This is a genomic window from Streptomyces venezuelae ATCC 10712 (assembly GCF_008639165.1).
Classification (GTDB): domain Bacteria; phylum Actinomycetota; class Actinomycetes; order Streptomycetales; family Streptomycetaceae; genus Streptomyces; species Streptomyces venezuelae.
Genome location: NZ_CP029197.1, coordinates 1,974,843 through 1,999,372 on the forward strand (window position 1 = coordinate 1,974,843; position 24,530 = coordinate 1,999,372).

25 protein-coding genes and 1 riboswitch are annotated in these 24,530 nt (G+C 72.0%); of the genes, 12 read left to right on the top strand and 13 right to left on the bottom strand.

All coding sequences use genetic code 11. The annotated features are described in order from the left end of the window. Positions 1-62: 62 nt before the first annotated feature. Positions 63-176, top strand: a riboswitch (TPP riboswitch). The 6 genes from thiO to DEJ43_RS08770 all read left to right on the top strand — a co-directional run bounded on the left by thiO (position 174) and on the right by DEJ43_RS08770 (position 5,918). Then, positions 174-1,382 (top strand): glycine oxidase ThiO, encoded by a 1,209-nt coding sequence (thiO, locus tag DEJ43_RS08745; protein ID WP_015032971.1) that lies wholly within the window; start codon positions 174-176, stop codon positions 1,380-1,382. Its footprint overlaps the riboswitch before it by 3 nt. After that, positions 1,379-1,579 (top strand): sulfur carrier protein ThiS, encoded by a 201-nt coding sequence (gene thiS, locus DEJ43_RS08750; protein WP_015032972.1) that lies wholly within the window; start codon positions 1,379-1,381, stop codon positions 1,577-1,579. Before thiO ends, thiS begins: the two co-directional genes overlap by 4 nt. Positions 1,580-1,584: 5 nt before the next feature. Next, entirely contained in the window at positions 1,585-2,379 is a 795-nt protein-coding gene (locus tag DEJ43_RS08755; RefSeq protein ID WP_015032973.1) for a thiazole synthase, read from the top strand. Between the two features lie 127 nt (positions 2,380-2,506). Then, complete coding sequence (gene pknB, locus DEJ43_RS08760; protein ID WP_181399445.1) at positions 2,507-4,417, top strand: Stk1 family PASTA domain-containing Ser/Thr kinase; 1,911 nt, start codon at positions 2,507-2,509, stop codon at positions 4,415-4,417. A 6-nt stretch (positions 4,418-4,423) separates the two neighbouring features. Then, complete coding sequence (locus DEJ43_RS08765) at positions 4,424-5,275, top strand: deoxyribonuclease IV (RefSeq protein ID WP_015032975.1); 852 nt, start codon at positions 4,424-4,426, stop codon at positions 5,273-5,275. Positions 5,276-5,360: 85 nt separating this feature from the next. Continuing rightward, complete coding sequence (locus DEJ43_RS08770) at positions 5,361-5,918, top strand: DUF4396 domain-containing protein (RefSeq protein WP_015032976.1); 558 nt, start codon at positions 5,361-5,363, stop codon at positions 5,916-5,918. Between the two features lie 40 nt (positions 5,919-5,958). Here DEJ43_RS08770 and DEJ43_RS08775 read toward each other — a convergent pair whose 3' ends face one another. Further along, entirely contained in the window at positions 5,959-6,603 is a 645-nt protein-coding gene (locus DEJ43_RS08775) for a sulfite oxidase-like oxidoreductase (RefSeq protein WP_041662280.1), read from the bottom strand. A 178-nt stretch (positions 6,604-6,781) separates the two neighbouring features. Between DEJ43_RS08775 and bfr the strand changes: the two genes are divergently transcribed. Then, positions 6,782-7,258, top strand: coding sequence for a bacterioferritin (gene bfr / locus DEJ43_RS08780; RefSeq protein WP_015032978.1), 477 nt, complete (start codon positions 6,782-6,784; stop codon positions 7,256-7,258). A gap of 10 nt (positions 7,259-7,268) precedes the next feature. Here bfr and DEJ43_RS08785 read toward each other — a convergent pair whose 3' ends face one another. After that, positions 7,269-7,508, bottom strand: a complete 240-nt coding sequence (locus DEJ43_RS08785) for a (2Fe-2S)-binding protein (protein ID WP_015032979.1) — start codon at positions 7,506-7,508, stop codon at positions 7,269-7,271. Positions 7,509-7,640: 132 nt separating this feature from the next. After that, positions 7,641-8,993 carry a class II 3-deoxy-7-phosphoheptulonate synthase gene (locus tag DEJ43_RS08790; protein ID WP_086024632.1) on the bottom strand — a complete coding sequence of 451 codons (1,353 nt, stop codon included), beginning with the start codon at positions 8,991-8,993 and terminating at the stop codon, positions 7,641-7,643. A 155-nt stretch (positions 8,994-9,148) separates the two neighbouring features. Between DEJ43_RS08790 and DEJ43_RS08795 the strand changes: the two genes are divergently transcribed. The 3 genes from DEJ43_RS08795 to DEJ43_RS08805 all read left to right on the top strand — a co-directional run bounded on the left by DEJ43_RS08795 (position 9,149) and on the right by DEJ43_RS08805 (position 14,105). After that, positions 9,149-11,983 (top strand): N-acetylmuramoyl-L-alanine amidase, encoded by a 2,835-nt coding sequence (locus tag DEJ43_RS08795; protein WP_041662283.1) that lies wholly within the window; start codon positions 9,149-9,151, stop codon positions 11,981-11,983. A 92-nt stretch (positions 11,984-12,075) separates the two neighbouring features. Beyond that, positions 12,076-12,132, top strand: a complete 57-nt coding sequence (locus DEJ43_RS38760) for a trp operon leader peptide (RefSeq protein WP_071892416.1) — start codon at positions 12,076-12,078, stop codon at positions 12,130-12,132. 101 nt (positions 12,133-12,233) lie between these two features. Further along, positions 12,234-14,105, top strand: coding sequence for a phenazine-specific anthranilate synthase component I (locus tag DEJ43_RS08805; protein ID WP_015032983.1), 1,872 nt, complete (start codon positions 12,234-12,236; stop codon positions 14,103-14,105). Positions 14,106-14,132: 27 nt separating this feature from the next. Here the strand turns inward: DEJ43_RS08805 and DEJ43_RS08810 are convergent, their stop codons facing one another. From DEJ43_RS08810 to DEJ43_RS08825, 4 genes are all read right to left on the bottom strand, one after another. Continuing rightward, on the bottom strand, positions 14,133-15,131 hold the full coding sequence (locus DEJ43_RS08810; protein WP_015032984.1) for a 2-hydroxyacid dehydrogenase: 999 nt from the start codon (positions 15,129-15,131) through the stop codon (positions 14,133-14,135). 71 nt (positions 15,132-15,202) lie between these two features. After that, the gene (locus DEJ43_RS08815; protein WP_015032985.1) at positions 15,203-15,874 is read right to left on the bottom strand and encodes a response regulator; all 672 of its coding nucleotides are present in this window, start codon (positions 15,872-15,874) and stop codon (positions 15,203-15,205) included. Next, complete coding sequence (gene macS, locus DEJ43_RS08820) at positions 15,871-17,094, bottom strand: MacS family sensor histidine kinase (protein WP_015032986.1); 1,224 nt, start codon at positions 17,092-17,094, stop codon at positions 15,871-15,873. Before macS ends, DEJ43_RS08815 begins: the two co-directional genes overlap by 4 nt. 36 nt (positions 17,095-17,130) lie before the next feature. Continuing rightward, on the bottom strand, positions 17,131-17,862 hold the full coding sequence (locus DEJ43_RS08825) for a lysophospholipid acyltransferase family protein (RefSeq protein WP_015032987.1): 732 nt from the start codon (positions 17,860-17,862) through the stop codon (positions 17,131-17,133). A gap of 201 nt (positions 17,863-18,063) precedes the next feature. Between DEJ43_RS08825 and DEJ43_RS08830 the strand changes: the two genes are divergently transcribed. Both DEJ43_RS08830 and DEJ43_RS08835 read left to right on the top strand, forming a co-directional pair. Continuing rightward, positions 18,064-18,846 (top strand): alpha/beta hydrolase, encoded by a 783-nt coding sequence (locus DEJ43_RS08830; protein WP_041662287.1) that lies wholly within the window; start codon positions 18,064-18,066, stop codon positions 18,844-18,846. Continuing rightward, positions 18,839-19,510, top strand: a complete 672-nt coding sequence (locus tag DEJ43_RS08835; protein WP_015032989.1) for a hypothetical protein — start codon at positions 18,839-18,841, stop codon at positions 19,508-19,510. The genes DEJ43_RS08830 and DEJ43_RS08835 overlap by 8 nt, the downstream gene beginning before the upstream one ends. A gap of 74 nt (positions 19,511-19,584) precedes the next feature. Here DEJ43_RS08835 and DEJ43_RS08840 read toward each other — a convergent pair whose 3' ends face one another. From DEJ43_RS08840 to DEJ43_RS08865, 6 genes are all read right to left on the bottom strand, one after another. Further along, entirely contained in the window at positions 19,585-20,331 is a 747-nt protein-coding gene (locus tag DEJ43_RS08840) for an endonuclease/exonuclease/phosphatase family protein (RefSeq protein ID WP_015032990.1), read from the bottom strand. A gap of 72 nt (positions 20,332-20,403) precedes the next feature. Then, positions 20,404-21,345: an ROK family glucokinase gene (locus tag DEJ43_RS08845; protein ID WP_015032991.1), complete on the bottom strand. Its 942-nt coding sequence runs from the start codon at positions 21,343-21,345 to the stop codon at positions 20,404-20,406. A gap of 66 nt (positions 21,346-21,411) precedes the next feature. Continuing rightward, positions 21,412-21,897 (bottom strand): DUF5304 domain-containing protein, encoded by a 486-nt coding sequence (locus DEJ43_RS08850; RefSeq protein ID WP_015032992.1) that lies wholly within the window; start codon positions 21,895-21,897, stop codon positions 21,412-21,414. 43 nt (positions 21,898-21,940) lie between these two features. Further along, the gene (locus DEJ43_RS08855; RefSeq protein WP_015032993.1) at positions 21,941-23,071 is read right to left on the bottom strand and encodes an ArsA family ATPase; all 1,131 of its coding nucleotides are present in this window, start codon (positions 23,069-23,071) and stop codon (positions 21,941-21,943) included. A 31-nt stretch (positions 23,072-23,102) separates the two neighbouring features. Then, complete coding sequence (locus DEJ43_RS08860; protein WP_015032994.1) at positions 23,103-23,540, bottom strand: SRPBCC family protein; 438 nt, start codon at positions 23,538-23,540, stop codon at positions 23,103-23,105. A gap of 91 nt (positions 23,541-23,631) precedes the next feature. Next, positions 23,632-24,399, bottom strand: a complete 768-nt coding sequence (locus DEJ43_RS08865) for a metallophosphoesterase family protein (protein ID WP_015032995.1) — start codon at positions 24,397-24,399, stop codon at positions 23,632-23,634. Between the last annotated feature and the right edge of the window lie 131 nt (positions 24,400-24,530).

The following is a 24,530-nucleotide window of genomic DNA, read 5'->3' on the forward strand; positions in this document are numbered from 1 at the left end:
ACGGACCGTCAGGAAGGGAGGGGTCTGTGGACCGGCGGAGGCGGCGGCTAGTGTGGCGGACGTAAAGCACTCGCGGGAGCCCGGACGCACCGGGCTGAGAGGGAGGCTGGGACGGCCTCCGACCGTACGAACCTGATCCGGGTCATGCCGGCGAAGGGAGGGGCTGGACGCCCATGCGTTCTTCCGATGTCCACGTGTCCGCTCGCGATACGCCCGAGGACGGTACGCCCGACGTCCTCGTCGTCGGCGGCGGCATCATCGGCCTGGTCACGGCCTGGCGAGCCGCCCGGCGCGGGCTGCGCACCGCCGTCGTCGACCCCGACCCGGGCGGCGGCGCCGCGCGCGTCGCGGCCGGCATGCTGGCCGCCGTCACCGAACTCCACTACGGCGAGGAGACCCTGCTCGGGCTCAACCTCGCCTCCGCCGCGCGCTATCCCGCGTTCGTCGCCGAGCTCCGGGAAGCGACCGGCCACGACGTGGGCTACCGCGCCTGCGGCACCCTCGCCGTCGCCCTCGACGCCGACGACCGCGCCCACCTGCGCGAACTGCACGCCCTGCAGACCCGCTGCGGGCTCACATCGGAGTGGCTCAGCGGCCGCGAGTGCCGCCGCCTCGAACCGATGCTGGCCCCCGGCGTGCGCGGCGGCCTCCGGGTGGACGGCGACCACCAGGTCGACCCGCGCCGGCTCGCCGCCGCGCTCCTCGTCGCCTGCGAACGGGCCGGAGTGGTCTTCCACCGCGTCCTCGCCCAGCGCCTCACGGTGGTACGGGACCGGGCGCGCGGTGTCGTCCTCGCCGGGGGCGAGGAACTGACGGCCGACCAGGTCGTCCTCGCCGCGGGCAGCCTCAGCGGACGCCTCGCGGGCGTGCCCGACGAGGTGCTGCCGCGGGTCCGCCCCGTGAAGGGCCAGGTGCTGCGCCTGCGGGTGCCCCCCGCGTACGCCCCCTTCCTCTCCCGGACCGTCCGGGCCGTCGTCCGCGGCAGCCACGTCTACCTGGTGCCCCGCGAGAACGGCGAGCTCGTCGTCGGCGCCACCAGCGAGGAACTGGGCTGGGACACCACCGTGACCGCGGGCGGGGTGTACGAGCTGCTGCGCGACGCCCACGAGCTGGTCCCCGGCCTGACCGAACTGCCGCTCACCGAGACCCTCGCGGGCCTGCGCCCCGGCTCCCCCGACAACGCCCCCCTGCTCGGCCCCACCGCCCTGCCCGGCCTGCACCTGGCCACCGGGCACTACCGCAACGGCGTCCTGCTCACCCCCGTCACCGGCGACGTCATGGCCGAGGTGCTCACCACGGGCAGCCTCCCGGACGAGGCCCGCCCCTTCACCCCCCGACGGTTCTCCCCCGCCCCTCCCGTACGACAGGAGCAGCCCGCATGAACGTGTCCGTGAACGGAGAGGCGCGCGTGCTCCCCGGCCCGCTGACCCTCGACGCCCTCGTCGCCACCCTCACCAGCGCCCGCTCCGGGGTGGCCGCCGCGCTCAACGAGACGGTCGTGCCGCGCGGCGAATGGGCGTCGACGCTGCTCGGCGAAGGCGACCGGGTGGAAGTCCTCACCGCGGTGCAGGGAGGCTGAGCGCGATGTCCGACGACACCTTCGTCCTCGGCGGTACGGAGTTCTCCTCCCGCCTCGTCATGGGCACCGGCGGCGCCCCCAGCCTCGACGTCCTGGAACGCTCCCTCGTCGCCAGCGGTACGGAGCTGACCACCGTCGCCATGCGGCGGCTCGACCCCACCGTCCAGGGCTCGGTCCTCTCCGTCCTGGAACGCCTCGGCATCCAGGTCCTGCCGAACACGGCGGGCTGCTACACGGCGGGCGAGGCCGTCCTCACGGCCCGGCTCGCCCGCGAGGCGCTCGGCACCGACTGGATCAAGCTGGAGGTCGTCGCCGACGAGCGGACCCTGCTGCCGGACTGCGAGGAACTCCTCGACGCGGCCGAGACCCTCGTGGACGACGGCTTCACCGTCCTCCCCTACACCAACGACGACCCCGTCCTCGCGCGGAAACTGGAGGACGTCGGCTGCGCGGCGATCATGCCGCTCGGCTCCCCCATCGGCTCCGGCCTCGGCATCCGCAACCCGCACAACTTCCAGCTGATCGTGGAACGGGCCGGGGTGCCGGTGATCCTCGACGCGGGCGCCGGCACGGCGTCCGACGCGGCGCTCGCGATGGAGCTGGGGTGCTCGGCGGTGATGCTCGCCTCCGCGGTGACGCGTGCGCAGGAGCCGGTGCTGATGGCGGCGGCGATGCGGCACGCGGTGGAGGCGGGGCGGCTCGCCCGGCGGGCGGGCCGGATCCCCCGCCGCCACTTCGCGGAGGCCTCCTCCCCCGCGGAGGGCCGCGCGCACCTGGACCCCGAGCGCCCCGCCTTCTGACCACGCCCGCCCCGGCCGGTCGTCCCGCCGGGGCGGGGACGGGGGCGGGCGTGGGGCGTGTCACAGGTGGGCTGCAAGGGGGGACGGACACGTGGGGGGCCGTGTCGCGGCTCGTAGACTCGTCGCCGTGGACACGACCCTTCAGGACCCCCTCGTCGGGCGGCTGCTCGACGGCCGCTACCGCGTCGACGCGCGCATCGCCGTCGGCGGGATGGCCACGGTCTACCGGGCCGTGGACACCCGCCTCGACCGCGTCCTCGCGCTCAAGGTGATGCACCCGGCGCTCGCCACCGACGCCGCGTTCGTCGAGCGCTTCATCCGCGAGGCCAAGTCCGTGGCCCGCCTCTCGCACCCGAACGTGGTCGGCGTCTTCGACCAGGGCGCGGAAGGCGCGTACGTCTATCTGGCGATGGAGTACGTGGCCGGCTGCACCCTGCGTGACGTGCTGCGGGAGCGCGGCGCCCTGCCGCCCCGGGCCGCGCTGGACATCCTGGAGCCGGTGCTCGCCGCGCTCGGCGCCGCGCACCGGGCCGGGTTCGTGCACCGGGACATGAAGCCGGAGAACGTCCTGATAGGGGACGACGGCCGGGTCAAGGTCGCCGACTTCGGGCTCGTACGGGCCGTGGGCTCGGCCACCGCCACCACCGGCGCGGTCCTCGGGACGGTCTCGTACCTGGCGCCCGAGCAGATCGAGCACGGCACCGCCGACACCCGCGCCGACGTGTACGCCTGCGGTGTCGTCCTGTACGAGATGCTCACCGGCGGCAAGCCGCACGGCGGCGACACCCCGGCGCAGGTCCTCTTCCAGCACCTGAACACCGACGTGCCCGCCCCGTCCGCCACCGTCCCCGGGCTCGCCCTGGAGCTGGACGAGCTGGTCGCGGCCGCCACGGCCCGCAACCCCGAGGTCCGCCCGCACGACGCCGTCGCCCTGCTCGCCCTGGTCCTGGAGGCCCGCGCGGCGCTCGGCGACGAGCAGCTGGACGCGGTGCCCCCGCGGGCGCGGGGCGGGGAGACCCGGGACACCGCCAACGACCGGACGAGCGTGATCGCCCGGCCGGTCCCGGCCGCGGCCGACGCCCACCAGGTACTGCACACGAACCGGCTGCCGGCCCCCGAGCCGACGACGGCGCCGGCCCGTCGCCGGCGGCCGCCGCGCGGCCCGCTGCTGATCGTCCTCGGCGTCCTGCTGGCGCTCGGCATCGGCTCCGGCGTCTGGTACATCAACTCCGGCCAGTTCACCCGGGTCCCCGCCGTGCTCGGCCAGACCGAGGCGGCGGCGACCCGCCGCATCACAGACGCCGGTCTCGAGGTCGGCTCGACGAAGCGCGCCTTCAGCGACGTGTACGAGCGCGGCACCGTCATGGCCGTCGACCCGGCTCCCGGTGAGCGGCTGCGGGGCAACGGCACGGTCACCCTGACCCTCTCCCGGGGCCCGGAGATCGTGAAGGTGCCCAACCTCAAGAACAAGCCGCTCGCCGAGGCCAAGCGGATCCTGGAGCGGGAGGGACTGGCCACCGGGGTGGTCACCACGGCGTTCAGCGAGGGCGTCCCGCAGGGAGCGGTGATCAGCTCCGACCCGGAGCCCGGCACCGGCCGCGCCCCCGACTCGGCCATCGCCCTGGTGGTCAGCAAGGGCGCGCCGATCGACGTGCCCGACGTCACCGGGGAGACGGTCGACGCCGCGACGGCCACGCTCCAGGACGCCGGCCTGAAGGTGGTGCTCGCGCCGGAGCGGATCAACTCCTCCGAGGCGGCCGGTTCGGTCGCCGCGCAGTCCCTGGCCGAGGGCAGCCGCGCCGCGAAGGGCGACACCGTCACGCTCACCGTCTCCAAGGGCCCGAAGCTCGTCGAGGTCCCGGACGTGACGGGCGAGAAGCTCGACGACGCGCGGACGGCCCTGGAGGACGAGGGCTTCGAGGTGGAGGTCAAGAAGTCCTTCCCCTACCTGGGCGACACGGTCGCGAGCCAGTCCGTGGAGGGCGGCTCCACCGCCCCCGAGGGCTCCACCGTCACGATCACGATCAAGGGACTGTAGGAACTGATGCGCAACCCCGTCGGCGGCCATGTCCCCGTGGCCGGTGGCCTCGCCACGATCGGTCTCGGGTACGCCCGTGAGCTCGGCGCCGAGACCGTGCAGGTCTTCGTCGCCAACCCGCGCGGCTGGGCCACCCCGCCCGGCAGTCCGGCCCAGGACGAGCGCTTCCGCGCCGCGTGCGAGGCGGAGTCGATCTCGGCCTGGGTGCACGCCCCGTACCTGATCAACTTCGGCTCCCACACCGAGGCCACGGTGGAGAAGTCGGTGGAGTCGATGCGGCACTCGCTGCGGCGGGGCCGGGAGATCGGCGCGAAGGGCGTGGTGGTGCACACCGGCTCGGCGACCGGCGGCCGCCCGCGCGCGGTGGCGCTGGCCCAGGTGCGGGAGCGGCTGCTGCCGCTGCTCGACGAGCTGACGCACGAGGACGACCCGTATCTGCTCCTGGAGTCGACGGCCGGGCAGGGCTTCTCGCTCTGTTCGCGCGCGGAGGACTTCGGGCCGTACTTCGACGCGCTCGACCGGCATCCGAAGCTCGGGATCTGCCTGGACACCTGCCACATCTTCGCCGCGGGTCACGACCTGACGGGTCCGCACGGCGCGGCGCAGACGCTCGACGCGCTGGTGGCGACGGTGGGCGAGGGGCGGCTGAAGCTGATCCACGCCAACGACTCGAAGGACGTGGTCGGCGCCCGCAAGGACCGGCACGCGAACATCGGGGTGGGGCACATCGGTGAGGACGGGTTCCGGAACCTGCTCCAGCACCCGGCGACGGACGGTGTGCCGCTGATCATCGAGACGCCGGGCGGCAAGGCGGGGCACCTCGCGGACGTGGAGCTGCTCAAGAAGCTGAGGGGCTGACACGATTTCCCGTTGAGGAATACCCCAGGGGGGTATACGGTTCTTGCAGCGGCAGGAACCGCTACCGGACCATGGGGGACACCCGATGCAGCACGACGCGCACAGCCATCATCACGAACACCAGGGCCACGACGGCCACGCCGGCCACGAGGGCCACCACGGCGCCCCTCACGGCGCCCCTCACGGCGACCACCACGCCCCCGGCAAGGCCTCCTGGGCCATGGCCGCCAAGGCGACCCTGCACTGCCTCACCGGCTGCGCCATCGGCGAGGTCCTCGGCATGGTCATCGGCACCGCGTTCGGCTGGGGCAACGTCCAGACGATGATCCTCGCGATCATCCTGGCCTTCTTCTTCGGCTACGCGCTCACCCTGCGCGGCATCCTGGCCGCCGGCGTCGACTTCAAGGCCGCCTTCAAGGTCGCCCTCGCCGCCGACACCCTCTCGATCGCGGTCATGGAGCTCATCGACAACGGCGTGATCGCCCTCTGGCCGGGCGCCATGGACGCGCACCTCTCCGAGCCGGTCTTCTGGATCGTGCTCGCCATCGCGCTCGCCGCCGCCTTCGTGATCACGACCCCGGTCAACAAGTGGATGATCGGCCGCGGCAAGGGCCACGCGGTGGTGCACCAGTACCACCACTGAGGGACGAGATCAGGCCAGCGGGCGGGGCGGCGGTCCGGAGCTACAGCTCCGGGCCGTCTCCCGGTTCCTCCTGGTACGAGTACCGCTGCTCCGTCCAGGGGTCGCCGAGGTTGTGGTAGCCCCGCTCCTCCCAGAAGCCCCGGCGGTCGGCGGCCATGTACTCCACGCCCCGGACCCACTTCGGACCCTTCCAGGCGTACAGGTGCGGGACGACCAGGCGCAGCGGGAAGCCGTGCTCGGCGGTGAGCAGCTCCCCGTCCTTGTGGGTGGCGAAAATCGTGCCGTCGGCGGCGAAATCGGCGAGCCGCATGTTGGCGCTGTAGCCGTACTCGGCCCACACCATCACATGGGTGACCTGCGGCGCGGGCGGGGCGAGCGCCAGGATCGTCCGGGCCGGCACCCCACCCCATTCGGCCCCGAGCATGCTGAACTTCGTGACGCAGTGCAGATCGGCCTCGACCGTGGAGAACGGCAGCGCCGAGAACTCCTCGTGGTTCCAGCAGCGCTTGTCACCGTCGGCCGTCGCCCCGAAGACGCGGAACTCCCAGCGGTCCGGCTTGAACTTGGGGACGGGCCCGTAATGGGTGACCGGCCAGCCGCGCTGGAGCCGCTGGCCCGGCGGAAGGTCCGGCGAACGATCCGGCTGCCCCGCTTCCCGGTGTACTCCGCTCTCCGGCTGACCCATGTCATCCATGGTGACAGACGGCGAGGGGTGGTCATGACCAGGCGACCACCGGCGGCAGGGGATTCGGGGCAACTCCCACTAAGCCTGCACTTACTGGACGCCCCCCATTCGTGGTGCGAGGATGCGGCCATCCTGCCCAGTGACGGCATAGACACGTAACGTGGAAGGAGCCTCTGCGATGCAGGGCGACCCCGAGGTCCTCGAGTTCCTCAACGAGCAGCTGACCGGCGAGCTGACGGCCATCAACCAGTACTGGCTGCACTATCGCATCCAGGACAACAAGGGGTGGACGAAGCTCGCCAAATACACCCGCGAAGAGTCCATCGACGAGATGAAGCACGCGGACAAGCTGACCGAGCGCATCCTGATGCTCGACGGCCTGCCCAACTACCAGCGGCTCTTCCACGTGCGGGTCGGCCAGACCATCACCGAGATGTTCCAGGCGGACCGCCAGGTCGAGGTGGAGGCGATCGACCGGCTGAAGCGCGGGATCGAGGTCATGCGGGCCAAGGGCGACATCACCTCGGCCAACCTCTTCGAGGAGATCCTGGCGGACGAGGAGCACCACATCGACTACCTGGACACGCAGCTGGAGCTGATCGAGTCCCTGGGTGAGGCCCTCTACATCTCGACGCTCATCGAGCAGCCGAGTTAAGGGTTCCCCCCTACGCCGCTTCCCCGAGTTCGGTGACGTTCTCCGCCGTCAGGGCGGGCATCCCCTGGTCGAGGAGTTCACGCCGCGGGCAGTTGCCGCGGCCGAGAATGGCCTGAATGCGACGGACGCAGGAACCGCAGTCCGTGCCGGCCTTGCAGGCCGAGGCGATCTGGCGGGGCGTGCAGGCGCCCGCGTCGGCATGGGCCTTGACCTGCTTCTCCGTGACGCCGAAGCATGAGCAGACGTACAACGCGGTTCACCTCCCGCCGTGATCGATAAGGCTAACCTAACCTTACCCGGCGCTGGTGGACCGCAAAAGCCCTGGATACGACGATGGGGCGCGGATCACATGGATCCGCGCCCCGTCGTCGTGGGTTCCTACCTACTGATCGCGGTACATCTCCGCCACCAGGAACGCCAGGTCCAGCGACTGGCTGCGGTTGAGCCGCGGGTCGCAGGCCGTCTCGTAGCGCTGGTGCAGGTCGTCGACGAAGATCTCGTCGCCGCCGCCCACGCACTCGGTGACGTCGTCACCGGTGAGCTCGACGTGGATGCCGCCCGGGTGGGTGCCCAGCGCCTTGTGGACCTCGAAGAAGCCCTTGACCTCGTCGAGCACGTCGTCGAAGCGGCGCGTCTTGTGGCCGGAGGCGGCCTCGAAGGTGTTGCCGTGCATCGGGTCGGTGACCCAGGCGACGACGGCGCCGGAGGCGGTGACCTTCTCGACCAGCTCGGGGAGCTTGTCGCGGACCTTGTCGGCGCCCATCCGGACGATGAAGGTCAGCCGGCCCGGCTCACGCTCGGGGTCGAGCCGGTCGATGTACGTCAGCGCCTCGTCCACCGAGGTGGTCGGGCCCAGCTTGATGCCGATCGGGTTCGCGATGCGCGAGGCGAACTCGATGTGGGCGTGGTCCAGCTGGCGGGTGCGCTCACCGACCCAGACCATGTGGCCGGAGGTGTCGTACAGCTTGCCGGTGCGCGAGTCCGTCCGCGTGAGGGCGCCCTCGTAGTCGAGCAGCAGCGCCTCGTGGGAGGCGTAGAACTCGACGGCCTTGAACTCGGCCGGGTCGGTCCCGCAGGCCTTCATGAAGTTCAGCGCGTTGTCGATCTCGCGGGCGAGCGCCTCGTAGCGCTGGCCCGAGGGGGACGACTTCACGAAGTCCTGGTTCCAGGCGTGCACCTGGCGCAGGTCGGCGTAACCGCCGGTGGTGAAGGCGCGCACCAGGTTGAGCGTGGAGGCGGAGGCGTTGTACATCCGCTTCAGGCGCTCGGGGTCCGGGATGCGGGCCTTCTCGTTGAAGTCGAAGCCGTTGACCGAGTCGCCGCGGTACGTCGGCAGGGTCACGCCGTCACGGGTCTCGGTCCCCTTGGAGCGGGGCTTGGAGTACTGGCCCGCGATGCGGCCGACCTTCACCACGGGCACGGAGGCCGCGTAGGTGAGGACGGCGCTCATCTGGAGCAGCGTCTTGAGCTTGGCCCGGATGTGGTCGGCGGACACGGCGTCGAAGGCCTCGGCGCAGTCGCCGCCCTGGAGCAGGAACGCCTCGCCACGGGCGACGGCTCCCATCCGGGCGCGCAGCTGGTCGCACTCGCCGGCGAAGACGAGCGGAGGATACGACTCGAGGTCCGCGATCACATCGCGCAGAGCCTCGGCATCGGGGTACTCGGGCTGCTGCGCCGCGGGCAGGTCTCGCCAGGTCGCCTTGGCGACGGCGTGGGATTCAGCGTTCACGGTCACACCCACAACATTACGGGGTTCTTCGTCCGGTCCTGTCCCCCTGCCCAGTGACTGAGACGCGCGCCCGATTTGTCCGGCGGTGATCTTCACTCCATCGAGTGGTGTTACCCTCTGGCCCGTTTAACAAAACAACAGTCGAATTCACAGGGGTGGGTGTGACCCAGAGGCACCGCAGGGATCGCAAGAAGAAACGTCTCTTGTACGGCACGGCGGCCGCGGTCGTCGCCACGGCCACGATCGGCACCATCGCGGTCGCCTCACCGGGCCTCCTCGGCGCGGCGGGCGACAAGGCGCCCAGCAGTGACGTTTCCCTTCAGAACCGGTTCGCCGACGCGGCGCGCGAGTTCGACGTGCCGCAGAGCGTGCTGATGGCGGTGTCGTACCGCCAGACGCGGTGGGAGTCGCACGACGGCCTGCCGAGCGTCACCGGCGACTACAACGTCATGGGCCTGACGAAGGTCGACCCCGAGGACCTCGAGAGCGACACCGAGGAGCACATCGAGCACCTCGTCGACGGCACCGGCGACCCGTCGATCGAGAAGAAGATCGACAAGAAGAAGCTGCTGGCGCCGCTGCCCAAGCAGGAGGTCGACACCGACGACCCGAAGCTGCACACCCTGGACAAGGCCGCCGAGCTGATCGACAGCTCGACCGACACCGTCCAGAACGACACCACCGCCTCCATCCGGGCCGGTGCGGCGCTGCTCGCCGAGTACCAGAAGCAGGCCGGCGCCGAACTGTCGGAGGAGCCGGGCGACTGGTACCCGGCCGTCGCGCGCTACAGCCAGTCGACGGACCGCAAGGGCGCCGACCAGTTCGCCGAGCGCGTCTTCGAGTCGATCAGGACCGGCGAGAGCGAGATCACGACCGACGGCGAGCAGGTCGTCCTGCCGGCCTCCCCGGCGGTCGAGCCGGTCAAGCCGTCGAACGTGCCGCTCGCCGCGACGTCCACGGCCACCACGGCGACGACGCCCGAGTGCCCGACCGGTCTCGCGTGCAGCTTCAACCCCGCCGCCTACGTGCAGGACCTGGGCAACTACAACATCGCGACCCGCGTCCCGTACGGCACCGGCGGCTTCGACATCCGCCAGATCGTCATCCACGACGTCGAGGGCACCCTCGCCGGTGCGGTGAACACCTTCAAGGACCCGAACCGGTGGGCCAGCGCCCACTACATCGTGGACGCGACCGGCAAGGTCACGCAGATGGTCGAGACCAAGAACGAGGCGTTCCACGCCGGCAACAAGACCGTCAACATGCACTCGATCGGCATCGAGCACGAGGGCTACGCCATCAAGGGCGGCAGCAACTGGTACAAGGAGTCCCAGTACGACACCACCGCGGAGCTGGTGAAGTACCTGGCGACCAAGTACAAGGTGCCGCTCGACCGCGAGCACGTGATCGGCCACGACGAGGTGCCGGGTGTGCTCGACCGCCTCGCCGCCGGCGTCCACTGGGACCCGGGCCCGTTCTGGGACTGGAACCGCTTCATGGGCAAGGTCGGTGCGCCGACCGGTGCCGGCGGTGCCGGCGGCCCGCTGGCCACCGGGCAGACGGTCCGCGTGGTCCCGCCGTTCACCTCCGCCAACCAGCCGTCGCTGACGTACACGGAGTCGGTCAACGGGACCGTGACGCGGAAGACCGCGCCCGCCCAGCCGGCGAACTTCGGCTACCTCTACACGCAGCCGACCACCACGTCCGCCACGCTGAAGGACCCCTACATCTCCGGGGCGGTCTGGAACAGCGGCGACAACTGGGGCAACAAGGTCGTCGCGGGCGGTCAGTACGTCGTCGCCGGGACCTCCGGTGACTGGACCGCCATCTGGTACGGCTCGCAGAAGGCCTGGTTCTACAACCCGGGCGGCCAGTACACCTCCCAGGTGAACACCGCGAAGACGGTCGTCAAGCCGGTCGGGACGACCCCGATCAAGGTCTACGGACGCGCCTACCCGAACCGCGAGGCCTACGCCGGTACCGGTGTCCCGATCCAGGACGACACCGCCAACGGCACCAAGAACGAAGACCCGCTGAAGAAGTACACGATCCCCGCGGGTCAGGCGTACGTCGCGGCCGGCGCCGAGGTCTTCGGCGACTACTACTCCAGCGCCTACAACAAGGACGGGACGCGCGTCCAGGGGACGACCAAGTTCATGCCCATCCACTACAACCACCGCATCGCGTGGGTGCAGTCCACGGACGTCCAGGTGGTCTCCGCCGCCGCTCCCGTCGCCGCCACCAACCGCTACAACCTCCTCGCCCGCGACACCTCGGGTGTCCTCTGGCAGTACCAGGGCAACGGCAGCGGCGCGTTCCTGGCGCGGTTCCGGGTCGGGGGCGGCTGGGGCGGGTACAACGCCATCACGCCCATGACCGCGCTGCGCGCCGACGGCACCGGCGACATGGTGGCCCGTGACACCGCCGGTGTGCTCTGGTACTACCAGGGCAGCGGCAACCCGTCCGTGCCGTTCAAGGGCCGGATCAGGACCGGTGGCGGCTGGGAGATCTACGACCGGATCCTCGGCATCCGTGACCTGAACGGCGACGCCAAGCCGGACCTGATCGCCCGCGAGAAGTCCGGCGTGCTCTGGTACTACAAGGGCACCGGTGACCCGGCGAAGCCGTTCGCGCCGCGCCTCAAGGTCGGCGGCGGCTGGAACATCTTCAACCAGCTGATCAGCACCGGCGACATGACCGGTGACGGCAAGCCGGACCTGGTGGCCCGCGACGCGGCCGGTGTCCTGTGGCTGTACAAGAACAACGGCGGCTCCCCGAACCCGTTCGCCACCCGTGGCCGGGTCGGCGGCGGCTGGGGCGTCTACAACTCCATGGTCGGCCCGAGCGACCTGGACAGGGACGGCAGGCCGGACCTGATCGCCCGGGACGGCACCGGCGTCGTGTACTTCTACAAGAACACCGGCGGCTACCCGAACCCGTACGCCGCCAAGGTGAAGGTCGGCGGCGGCTGGCAGATCTACAACATGATCTTCTGATCCGGTAGCGCCCCTCGAACGGGGCCCGGTCCGCACCGTCCACGGTGCGGACCGGGCCCCGTTCCCGTTCCCGGCTGGGTTACAGTGCTCCCATGTTCGCGCCTCAGATCCAGAACTGGTGGTGGACCGCTCACCCGGCGGCCCACTGATCGCGCGTACACGGATCACACGCACAGGCCGCCCGAGGGGCGGCCTTTCTCGTGCCCGGGCCGTTCCTCTCCGCACACCCACGGAAGGAACGACGGACCCCATGGACCTCTCCCGTCTCCTCGACCCCTCCTGCCCGCCCTTCGCCCTGCTGCGCCGCCGTACCCCCGGCCGGGACCACGACACCGTCGAGGTGCTGATCGGCCGGGTCCACGAGGCCGAGCGCCTCGCGGAGCTGCCCGTGGGCCCGCTGCCGGCGCTCGCCCTCGTGCCGTTCCGGCAGATCCGGGAGCGGGGCTTCGACGTCCGCGACGACGGCACCCCGCTCTCCGTCCTGGTCGCGGAGGAGACGCACACGCTGCCGCTCGCCGAGGCCCTGGACCGGCTTCCCGCCCATGACGTGACCGTCGAGGACGGCGGCTTCGACGTCTCCGACGAGGAGTACGCCGGGATCGTGCGGCGGGTCATCGACGAGGAGATCGGCTCCGGCGAAGGCGCGAACTTCGTCATCCGGCGGACGTACACCGGAGAGATCCCGGGCTTCGGGCGCGCCGACGCGCTCGCCCTCTTCCGGCGGCTGCTGGCCGGCGAGCGGGGCGCGTACTGGACCTTCGTCGTGCACACCGGCGACCGGACCCTGGTCGGGGCGAGCCCCGAGGTGCACGTACGGATGTCGGGCGGCACGGTCGTGATGAACCCCATCAGCGGCACCTACCGCTACCCGGCCGGGGCCGCCCCGACCGCCGAGGGGCTCCTGGCCTTCCTCGCGGACCGCAAGGAGACCGAGGAGCTGTCGATGGTGGTCGACGAGGAGCTCAAGATGATGTGCACGGTCGGCGACATGGGCGGGGTGGTGATCGGTCCGCGGCTGAAGGAGATGGCCCATCTCGCCCACACCGAGTACGAGCTGCGGGGCCGCTCCTCCCTCGATGTGCGCGAGGTGCTGCGGGAGACGATGTTCGCGGCGACCGTGACCGGTTCGCCGGTGCAGAACGCGTGCCGGGTGATCGAGCGTCATGAGGTGGGCGGCCGCGGCTACTACGCGGGCGCGCTCGCGCTGCTCGGCACCGACGAGAACGGCGCCCAGAGCCTGGACTCCCCCATCCTGATCCGCACCGCCGACATCGCCGCGGACGGGCACCTGCGGGTCCCGGTCGGCGCCACGCTCGTCCGGCACTCGGACCCGGCGGGCGAGGTCGCCGAGACCCACGCGAAGGCGGCCGGGGTGCTCACCGCGCTGGGGGTACGGGAAGGCCGCCCGGCCGGCGGCCCCGCCCCGGCCCCCACGGCCCTGGCCGACGACCCCCGGGTGCGGGCCGCCCTGGACGCGCGCCGGGCCGATCTGGCGCCGTTCTGGCTGCGGATGCAGGTCCGCTCGGCCGAACTGTCCGGCCACGCGCTGGTGATCGACGCCGAGGACACCTTCACGGCGATGCTGGCGCACGTGCTGCGCTCCTCGGGCCTCGACGTGTCGGTGCTCCGCTACGACGAACCGGGGCTGCGCGAGCTGGCGCTCGCCCACGAGGGTCCGGTGGTCCTCGGCCCCGGTCCCGGGAACCCCTCGGACGCCGCCGACCCGAAGATGCGCTTCCTGCGCGCCCTGACGGCCGATCTGGTGCGGGACCACCGGCACGGTCTCCTCGGCGTCTGCCTCGGGCACGAGCTGATCGCCGCCGAGCTGGGCCTGGAGATCGTCCGCAAGCGGACCCCGTTCCAGGGGGCCCAGATGCGGATCGACCTCTTCGGGCAGGAGCGGACGGTCGGCTTCTACAACAGCTTCACGGCCCGCTGCGACGAGCGGACGGCGACGGAACTGGCCCTGCACCGGATCGAGGTGAGCCGGGACGCGGAGACCGGTGAGGTGCACGCGCTGCGCGGGCCCGGCTTCGCGGGCGTGCAGTTCCACCCCGAGTCGGTGCTGACCACGGACGGCGCGGCCCTGACCGCCTCGCTGCTGGCCGGGGTGCTGGTCTAGGCGGCCGGACGCCCCCGCCCGCGGGCCCTAGGAGGCCCTCGGGACCAGGACGTTCTCGCTCCGCCGGCCCGCGGTGTAGTCGAGGACGTTCTGGACGGTGGTGTCGATGATCTGGCCGACGGCGTCCTCCGTGTAGTACGCCTGGTGCGAGGTGACCACCACGTTCGGGAAGGTGACCAGACGGGCCAGGGTGTCGTCCTCGACGACCTCCAGGGACTTGTCGAGGAAGAACAGCCCGGCCTCCGCCTCGTACACGTCGAGGCCGACGCCGGCGAAGCGTCCGGCCCGCAGCTCGGTGACGAGGGCGTCGGTGTCGACGAGCCCGCCCCGGCTGGAGTTCACCAGGACGGCGTCGTCCTTCATGGTCTTGAGGGCGGCCGCGTCGACGAGGTGCCGGGTGGCCGGCAGCAGCGGCACGTGCAGGCTGATCAGGTCGGCCTCGGCGAAGAGCCGCTCCTTCTCCACGTACGTCATGCCGAGTTCGAGGCAGGCGGGGTTCTCGGCGACGTCCCAGCCGAGGAGGTTCATGCCGAAGCCGTGGGCGATCCGGGTGAAGGCCTCGCCGATCTTGCCGGTGCCGAGGACGCCGACGGTACGGCCCCGCAGGTCACGGCCCATCAGCCCGTCGAGCCTGAAGTCGAAGTCGCGGGTGCGGTTGGAGGCGCGGACGATCCGGCGGTTGACGGCCATGGCGAGGGTCCAGGCGAACTCGGCGACGGAGTACGGCGAGTAGGACGAGACCCGGGCGACGGTGAGGCCGAGGCGCTCGGCGACCTCCAGGTCGATGTTGTTGAAGCCCGTGGAGCGCTGGGCGATCATCTGGGTGCCGCCGGCGGCGAGGGTCTGCAGGACGCGGTGGTCCAGGACGGCGTTGACGCTGGTGGAGACGACCTCGTAGCCGGCGGCGATCGGGGCGGTGTCCTCGGAGAGGAAGACGCCCAGGCAGCGGACGTCGTGGTGGCCCTCGAAGGCCTTCTCGATGAGGGGCTTCTCGTCCGCCTGCACGCCGAATGCCAGGATTTCCACGCTTTTCCCCTCAGACGTCACGATGGGCCGTATACGCGCGAATATACGGCCCCACGTGGCGCCCGGCCGCCTCAGGCGTCGTCGAGACCCCGCTCGATGGCGTACCGGACGAGCTCCACCCGGTTGTGCAGCTGGAGCTTGCCGAGGGTGTTCTGCACGTGGTTCTGCACCGTGCGGTGCGAGATCACCAGGCGCTCGGCGATCTGCTTGTAGCTGAGCCCCTTGGCGACGAGCCGCAGGACCTCGGTCTCGCGCTCGGTCAGCTGCGGGGCCTTCGGCTCGTCGGCGCCGGCCGCCGGGGCGGGCTCGGAGGCGAGCCGGCGGTACTCGCCGAGGACGAGTCCGGCGAGACCGGGGGTGAAGACGGGGTCGCCCACCGCCGTCCGCCGCACGGCGTCGATGAGCTCCTCCGTACTGGCCGACTTGAGGAGGTAGCCGGTGGCGCCGGACTTGACCGCCTCCAGGACGTCCGCGTGCTCGCCGCTCGCCGAGAGGACGAGGACCCGCAGCTCGGGCCGGCCGCCGACGAGCTCCTTGCACACCTGGACGCCCGGCTTCACCGGCAGGTTGAGGTCCAGGACGAGGACGTCCGGGGTGACCGCGAGGGCGCGGCGCACGGCCTGCTCGCCGTCGCCCGCGGTGGCGACGACGTCGAAGCCGGCCTCCGCCAGGTCGCGGGCGACCGCGTCCCGCCACATCGGGTGGTCGTCCACGACCATCACCCTGATCTGCTGCTCGTTCATATTCCTTGTCCTGCCTTCCCCCGTGGAACCTTCAACTCGACTTCCGTGCCCTGTCCGGGGACCGAGATCAGCTCGGCCGTGCCGCCCAGATCCCGCAGTCTCCCCCGGATGGAGAGGGCGACGCCCATCCGGCCCTCGCCCTCCGCCTGGGCGAGGCGGCCCTCCGCGATGCCGGGGCCGTCGTCCCGGACGGTGACGATCACCTCGTCCGGCCAGTCCTCGACGAGGATCCAGGCCTGGGCGCCCTCGCCGGCGTGCACCCGCACGTTGTCCAGGGCGGCGCCGACGGCGGCGGCCAGCTCCCGCGCGGCGGACGGCGGAAGGAGGACGGGCGCGCCCGGCTCGGAGAGGGTGACCTTCGCCCCGGCCCGCGGGGCGAGGAGCACCCGCAGGTCGACGGGGGTGTCGTCCGCGCCGAAGGGGGGCTCGTCGTCCACCTCGACGACCCGCACGACGGCTCCTTCGGCCTCGTCCTCGGAGACCAGGCTGGGCCGGATGAGCCCGCCGGCCACCAGGGTGCGCAGGGCCACCTCCTGCTCCCCCGCCATCCGGCCGAGGTCGGCGGCCTCGCCGCCGAGCGCGGTGCCGCGCCGCTGGACCATCGCGAGGACCTGGAGGACGCTGTCGTGGATGTCCCGGGCGAGCCGCTCCCGTTCCCGGGTGGCGGCCTCGATCTCCAGGGCGCGGGCCAGGGTGCGCTCGGAGGCCCGGGCGACCTCGACGACGTATCCGATGGCGATGGAGGCGACCCAGACCAGGAGGACGTTGTGGAGGGTGTCCCGGCTGGGGTGGCCGCGCTCGACGATGTTGGCGACGGCGACGATGGTGGAGGCGAAGCCGGCCCAGCGCCAGCCGCCCTTGAGCGCGTACGCGAGGACGGCCCCGGCGGTCCATATCGACGGCAGGGTGGGTCCGTCGACGGTCCTGGCCTGGGCGTCGGCGAGCGGGGTGAGGAGGATGCCGACGAGGGCGACGGTGAGGTCGGCGCCGAGGAAGCGTTTGGTGCAGCCGGCGGCGTTCGCCACCTTGGGGAGGGTGGCGAGGGTCCAGACGCTCATCCCCGACAGATAGGCGACGGCGATCCAGGGCCGCTCGAAGTCGTCGCGGCCGAAGGCGAACAGCAGGACCGCGTAGATCATCGTCAGGACGCGGTAGCCGGTCAGCGCCCGCCACAGCGGCTGCTCGACCGACATGCGCACGACACGCTCGCGCTTGGCCATCTCCCCCACCCCCCGGAATCCGCCCCTGGGGGACGGTTACGCGCCGGACTCTTCCCGAGCGGCGATCTCGGCCTTCACGGCCTCCTTGGCCGCCTTCTCCGCGTCCGCGATCTGCCGCTTGGCGGCGGTCGCGTAGATGTCGACGTACTCCTGGCCGGACAGCTTCATGATCTCGTACATGACCTCGTCGGTCACCGAGCGGAGGATGAAGCGGTCCCCCTCCATGCCCTGGTAGCGGGTGAAGTCCAGCGGCTTGCCGATCCGGATGCCCGGACGCATCAGCTTGGGGACGACCTTGCCGGGGGGCTGGATCTTCTCCGTGTCGATCATGGCGACGGGGATCACCGGCGCGCCGGTGGCCAGGGCCACCCGGGCGAGACCGCCGGGCTTGCCCCGGTAGAGGCGGCCGTCGGGCGAACGGGTGCCCTCGGGGTAGATCCCGAACAGCCCGCCGCTCTCGATGACCTCGATGCCGGCCTTGATCGCCGCCTCGCCCGCGCCCCGGGCGCCCGAACGGTCCACCGGGAGCTGGCCGACGCCCTTGAAGAAGGCGGCCGTCAGCTTGCCCTTGACGCCGGGCGAGGTGAAGTACTCCGCCTTGGCGATGAAGGTGACCTTGCGGTCGAGGACGGCGGGGAGGAAGAAGGAGTCCGAGAACGACAGGTGGTTGCTCGCCAGGATCGCGGGCCCCTCGGCGGGAATGTTCTCCAGACCCTCCACCCAGGGCCGGAAGGCGAGCTTCAGGGAGCCTCCGAGGGAGAACTTCATTGCGCCGTAGATCAACTCGCCATGCCTTCCGTGTGCCGTCGCGACGACTTTATCCCGTACCGGGGTACGGCCCCCGCTACGGCCCTGGTCGGTGTCGGTCCGGTCGCGTACCGTGAAGGTCCTTCCCCATTTTCCGTCGCTTCGGCGCACCCGAAGGCGCATCCGAAGGCGAACGCGAAGTCGAGCGAACAGGAGACCCCGGTGCCGGTCCTTCCCGGAGCCGAGCCGTACCGCCATGAAGGCGGAGAGGTCGGCGTCCTTCTCTGTCACGGATTCACCGGTTCCCCGCAGTCGATGCGTCCGTGGGCCGAGTTCCTGGCCGCCCGCGGCCTGACGGTGTCGGTGCCCCTGCTGCCCGGCCACGGCACCCGCTGGCAGGACATGCAGCTCACCACCTGGCGCGACTGGTACGCGGAGGTGGACCGGGCCCTGAGCGAGCTCCTGGAGCGGTGCGCGACCGTGTTCGTCTTCGGCCTCTCCATGGGCGGGGCGCTCGCCCTGCGGCTCGCCGCGAAGCACGGGGACGCCGTGAAGGGCGTCGTCCTGGTCAACCCGGGCAACAAGGTGCACGGCCTCGCGGCGTACGCCCTGCCGGTCGTCCGCCACCTGGTCCCCTCCACCAAGGGCATCGCGAGCGACATCGCCAAGGAGGGCGTGACCGAGATCGGCTACGACCGGGTGCCGCTGCACTCGGCGCACTCCCTGCGCCACTTCTTCCGGACCGTGGACGCGGAGCTCCCACAGGTCACACAGCCGGTGGTACTGCTCCACAGCCCCCAGGACCACGTCGTGCCGCCGGCCGACTCGGCCCGGATCCTCTCCCGGATCTCCTCGACGGACGTCAAGGAGATCCTGCTGGAACAGAGCTACCACGTGGCGACGTTGGACCATGACGCGGAGCGGATCTTCGACGAGAGCCTGGCCTTCGTCGAGCGTCTCGCCCCGGGACTGGTCGACGAGCAGGGGAGCAGGAGCGGTGGCTGAGCAGCAGGACGGCGGCGAGCGGGAGCCGCAGCCCATCGACGAGGAGGCGGCCTGGGCCGCGATCGTCGCCGGCTACGGCGAGGAGCCCGCGGACCCGCCGGGTGCGAAGCCGTACCGGACCGTGGAGAACCTGTCGCTGCCGGAACCCGACGACGACGGCGACGCCGACCATGCCGGCGGCGAGGTGCGGCCGACCCTCGGCGAGGCCACGCCCTGGAAGCCCAGGCCGACGCCCGGGGCCCCGGCGGACACCGCCGAGGAGCCCGGGTCCGGGGCGGACGAGGAGCCGGAGGCGGGCCCCGAGCGGCCCGCGCTCGGCAGCTCGATCGTCTTCGCCCCCGGAGTGCGGCCGGCCGGCCCCCGGGACTATGCGCCGGCCGAGCCGGACGACGGCCCCGGCGGCGCCGACGAGGGGCACTTCGTGCCGCCGGAGCCGCCGCCGCTGCCCGAGGCGGACGTGACGACCAAGTTCGCCTGGCTCGCGGTGGTCGGCGGCCCGGTCCTGATGCTGGTCGCCGTGCTCCTCAGCTGGGACATGACCTGGTGGCTGACCACGCTCTGCGTCGGCGGCTTCCTCGGCGGCTTCGCGACCCTGGTGGGCCGCATGAAGCACGACGACGATGACGACGGCTTCGACGACCCGGGCCGCGGCGCGGTGGTGTGAGCGGGCCTCGGGGGTGTCTCGTCGATCAGGCGGCCGGATCAGCCGCGAGCCCGGCCTGATCGGCACGGCGCCCCCTACGGCGTCGCCGGGACCCGGACCGCCGCCAGGACCGGGAGGTGGTCGGTGGCGGCCCGCAGGTCCGCGGGGTCGAGGTCCGTCGGCACCCCGCAGCCGAGGAACTCGACCCCCGGGGTGGCCAGGATCGCGTCGATCCGCTGATGCGGATCGGCGGGCGTCGAGGTGTGCTCGCCGCCCCACGGGCTGACCTCCCAGCCGTCCTGGAGCTCCTTCGCCAGCCGGCGGAAGGCCGGTCCCCCGGGCCCTTCGTTGAGGTCGCCGGCGACCAGGGCGTACGGGGTGCCCAGGGCGGCGACCCGGTCGAGGACCATCCCCGCCTGCGCGTACCGCTCGTCCTGCCGCAGGCTCAGATGGCAGCTGACGAGTCCGACGCGGGCCCCGGCGAAGCGGACGACGGCGGTCGCGAGGCCGCGCCGGTGCAGTCCGGGGGTGAGGGGCAGCAGCACGTCCTCGGTGCGTTCCACGGTGGCCCGCAGGGAGCACAGCAGCATGGGTCCGGCCGCGGTGGCGCCGCCGCTGAGCATGACGAGCTCGCTCTTGGCGGCGAGCCGGGCGGCGTGTTTGCGCCAGCGGAAGAAGCGCGGGGCCTCCTGGACGAAGACGAGGTCCGGGTCGCAGGCCCGGATCACCCGGGCGAGGGCGTCCTCGTCGTCGCGCATCGAGCGCACGTTGTAGCTGAGGACCCGGAGGACGGCCGAACCGTCCGCCTCGGTGCGGGAGTTGGGCAGCTCACTGATCGCCATGACAGGTAACGTACGGCAACCGCCCGCCGCGTCCAGGGGGACGCGACGGGCGGTTGCCGTACGAGGGTTCGCTCAGCCCTGGCGGGCGAGGTCCGCGGCGCCGACGAGACCGGCCTTGTTGCCGAGCTGGGCCGCCAGGACCTGGGCGTGCGGGCGCCACTGACCGCCGATCAGCCAGCGCCGGAAGGACTTGCGGATCGGGTCGAGGACCAGGTCGCCCTCGTCCGAGACGCCGCCGCCGACGATGAACGCCGAGGGGTCGAAGAGCGAGGCCAGGTCCGCGAGGCCGGCCCCGGCCCAGCGGGCCAGCTCGCGGAAGGAGTCGATGGCGACCGGGTCGCCCGCGCGGGCGGCCTGGCTGACGTGACGGCCCTCGATGCCCTCGGGGGTGCCGTCGCCGAGCCCGAGGAGGACCTCGGCCCGCTCGGGGGTGGCGTTGGCGCGCTGCTTGGCGTACCGCACGAGGGCGCGCCCGGAGGCGTACTGCTCCCAGCAGCCCTGGCTGCCGCAGCCGCACAGCAGGCCGTCCGGGACCACCCGGATGTGGCCGAACTCGGCGGCGACGCCGAAGCGTCCGCGGCGCAGCTTGTTGCCGATGATGATGCCGCCGCCGAGGCCGGTGCCGAGGGTGATGCAGATGACGTCCTCGTGGCCCTTGCCGGCGCCGAACTTGTACTCGCCCCAGGCCGCCGCGTTGGCGTCGTTCTCGACGACGACGGGGAGGCCGACCCGCTGCTCGACCTTGTCCTTGAGCGGCTCGTGCCGCCAGTCGATGTTCGGCGCGAAGAGGACGGTGGCACGCTTGTCGTCGACGTAGCCCGCGGCCCCGATGCCGACGGCCTCGATCGAGTGGCCCTTGCCGGCCTCGGACACAGCGGCGCTGATCGCGTCGACGATGCCCTCGGGGGTCGGCGGGGTGGGCACCTTGTGCGTGTCGAGGATGTTGCCCTCCTCGTCGACCACGCCGGCCGCGATCTTCGTGCCGCCGATGTCGACGCCGATGGTGAGTCCCATGTGTCCCTCAGTTTTCGGTCGAGCCCCGCTAGGGCCCACCGTACCCGAGGGGGACGGGCGTCCCGATCAGTCGAGGTCGATGTGCTGGCCGGTTCCCGGCCCCTCGTCGCCCTTGCGGGGGTCCTCGGTGCCGTCCCCGTCGGACTGCCCGACCGGCCCTTCCGTGTCCCGGCGCGGGTCGCTCGGGTCGTCCGGGGACACCTTCTCGTCCCGCGTCCAGCGGCTCTCGTGGGCCTCGACGGCGGAGCGGTAGGCGGCGAGCAGTTCGTTCCCGGCGGCGGCGAGGTGGTCGAAGACCTGCGGGTTGCGCTCGATGACGGGCTCGACGACCGACTTCGCCTGGTTGACGAGCTGCTGCACGGTCTGCGCGGCCTGCCCGGCGAGCAGCGGGTTCCCGAGGCCGCCGGAGACCTTCTCGGCGACGGCTTCGAAGAGCTTGCGGAACTCGTCGGCGGCGGAGCCGGTCTCCGCCCCGCGCTGCGCCCGGCGGCGGGCCTTCTCCGCCTCCAGGTCCTCGGCGCAGGCCTTGGCCCAGGCGTCCGAATCGCTCATGGCGTACTCCTCAGTGGCTGGTACTTCGACGGTACACGCCCGCTCAGGAGGTGCGGGGCCAGAGGCCGGGGTCCGGGGTGAAGCGCACCCGGAGGTCTCCTTCGACGAGCCCGGCGCCGGTCACGGTGCAGCGGCGCAGGGCGGCCGGCAGCGGGATGTTCCGGCGGAAGGCGCCGACGGTGAGGAGCAGTTCGTCACCCCTGCGGACGAGCGACAGCTCCTCCTTGACGGCCCCGGGCAGGCCGATGTGCCACACCAGGACGCCGTCCGCCTCCCGCCGGTCCTCGACGGTCCACTCCGGTACGGGGTCGGGGTCGGCGGCGGGGCGGGCGGGCGCGAGCAGCGCGAGGTCCTCGGGCCCGCGCGGGTCACGGCCGAGGTGGGGCAGCTCGTCGACGAGGGCTCCGGCGGCGCGGAGTTCCGCGAGGTGGCGGTGCTGCTGGGTGGTGAGACCGGCCAGCCACGGGTCGTCGGAGTCGGCGGGCAGCAGCCGGTTGGCGACGACGGCGTCGAGGGCGAGGCCCTGGAGGGCGAGGCCGAGCCGGGCGGCGCGCAGGGCGCGGACGGCGGCGGGCCCGGGTTCGAGGACCAGTCTGACGCTGGTCGTGGGGGCGTCGACGACGGCCTGTACGGCGGCCAGCTCGGCCTCCCAGCGGGCGGTGGTCTCGTACAGCCACTGGGCGGGCATGGGCACCCCGGCGAGCTGGGCGAGCATCGGGCGCAGGGCGCGGGCGGCCTGCCGCTCCGGGGGCAGGAGGCGGCGCAGGTAGCGGCGGAGCTGCTCGGGCAGGGCGAGGACGGCGAGGGCCTCGGGGAGCGGCGGGAGGTCGACGACGGCGAGCTCGTGGCCGCCTTCGGCGGCGTCGCGCAGGGAGCGCAGCAGGGCGAACTGGCGGCTGCCGGGGAGCTCGGTGAGCTCGGCCTCCTCGAAGGGCGAGGCGCCCAGCAGGTCGAGGGCGGTGGCGGAGCGGGCCTGGAGGGCGAGGAACTCGCGACGGAAGTCGGTGGCGGGCTCGGGGCGCAGGACCCGGAGGCCGCCCTCGCTCGGCAGGACGTCGGCGTCCTCGGAGACGAGCAGGACGCGGCGGCCCGCCCGCGCTTCGGCGAGGGCGGTCGCGACGGCGACGGTGGTGCGCCCGGCGCCGCCGAGGCCGGTGACAAGGATGATCCGCATGCGGAGGACGTTACCCGCGCCCTCCGGGGGCTCAGGCGGCGGATTCCACGCGCTTCTTCAGGCCCGCCAGCGCCCGGTCGATGATGACCTTCTCCGCCTTGCGCTTGATCATGCCGAGCATGGGGATCTTGACGTCCACGGTCAGCTGGTAGGTGACCTCCGTGCGGTCGCCGACCGCGGTCAGCCGGTAGGAGCCGTCGAGGGAGCGGAGCATCTGGGACTTGACCAGCGTCCAGCTGACCTCGTTGGCCCCGGTCCAGGTGTACGCCAGGGTGTGGTCGTCCTTGATCGCTCCGGCGTCGAGCAGCAGCCGGACCTTCTCGGCGCGGCCGGAGTCGTCGGTCTCCAGGACCTCGGCCTCCTTCACCTCGCCGGTCCACTCGGGGTAGCGGGCGAAGTCGGCGATCACGCCCATGACGTCGGCCGGCGCCGCCTCGATGGTGATGCTCGAGCTGGTGTGTTCGGCCATCGCGGTGGCTCCTCCACTGTGCGGTCCGGCGGAAGTCAAGGGGGGCACAGGCGTGCCGACGGAAGGCTATCGCGCCGTGACTCCGCCCCCGTCACCACTCCAGGGCGAAGGGCCGGCCGGTGGAGGCGAAGTGGCCGACGTTGACGCATTCGGTCGAGGCGATCCGCATCCGCCGGGCCAGCGGCTGGTGGACGTGGCCGAAGAAGGCGTAGCGGGGCCGGGTGCGCCGGATGGCGTCGAGCAGGGCGCGGCTGCCGCGCTCGAAGCGGCGGGCGACGGTGTCGTAGGTCAGCTCGGGCACGTCCGGGGGGATGTGGGAGCAGAGGACGTCGACCTCGCCGAGGGCCTCGACCTTCGCCGCGTACTCCTCGTCCGAGATCTCGTACGGGGTGCGCATGGGGGTGCGCAGTCCGCCGCCGACGAAGCCGAACACGAGGCCGCCGAGCTCGACCCGCTCGCCGTCGAGGACGGTCGTCCCGGTCCGGGCGAACTCGGGCCAGAAGCGGGGGATGTCGACGTTGCCGTAGGTGGCGTACGTGGGGGTGGGGAAGGCGGCGAAGAGTTCGGCGTACTGGCGGCGGACGGCGGCCTCGATGGCGGTCTCGCGGTCGACGTCGAGTTCCGCCCAGAGGCGTCGTCCCAGCTCACGGGCCTCGTCGAAGCGGCGGGCGGTCCGCAGCTCCACGAGCCGGTCGGCGTTCTCGACGCCGAAGAGGTCGGGGAAGATCCCGCGGCTGTGGTCGGCGTAGTCGAGGAAGAGGACCAGGTCCCCGAGGCATATCAGGGCGTCGGCCCCGTCCCCCGCCCTGGCGAGGTCTCCGGCGTTGCCGTGCACGTCACTGACCACATGGACTCGCATGGGCCCACCTTAGGGGGTGTCACCTGCGGTTACTTCCGAGTCGGGAAACCTGTGGATTACTGTGCGCAGAGCACCGCCACGTATGTGTGACGCACGGAACATCTGGCCTGGACCCCCTATCCGGAACCATG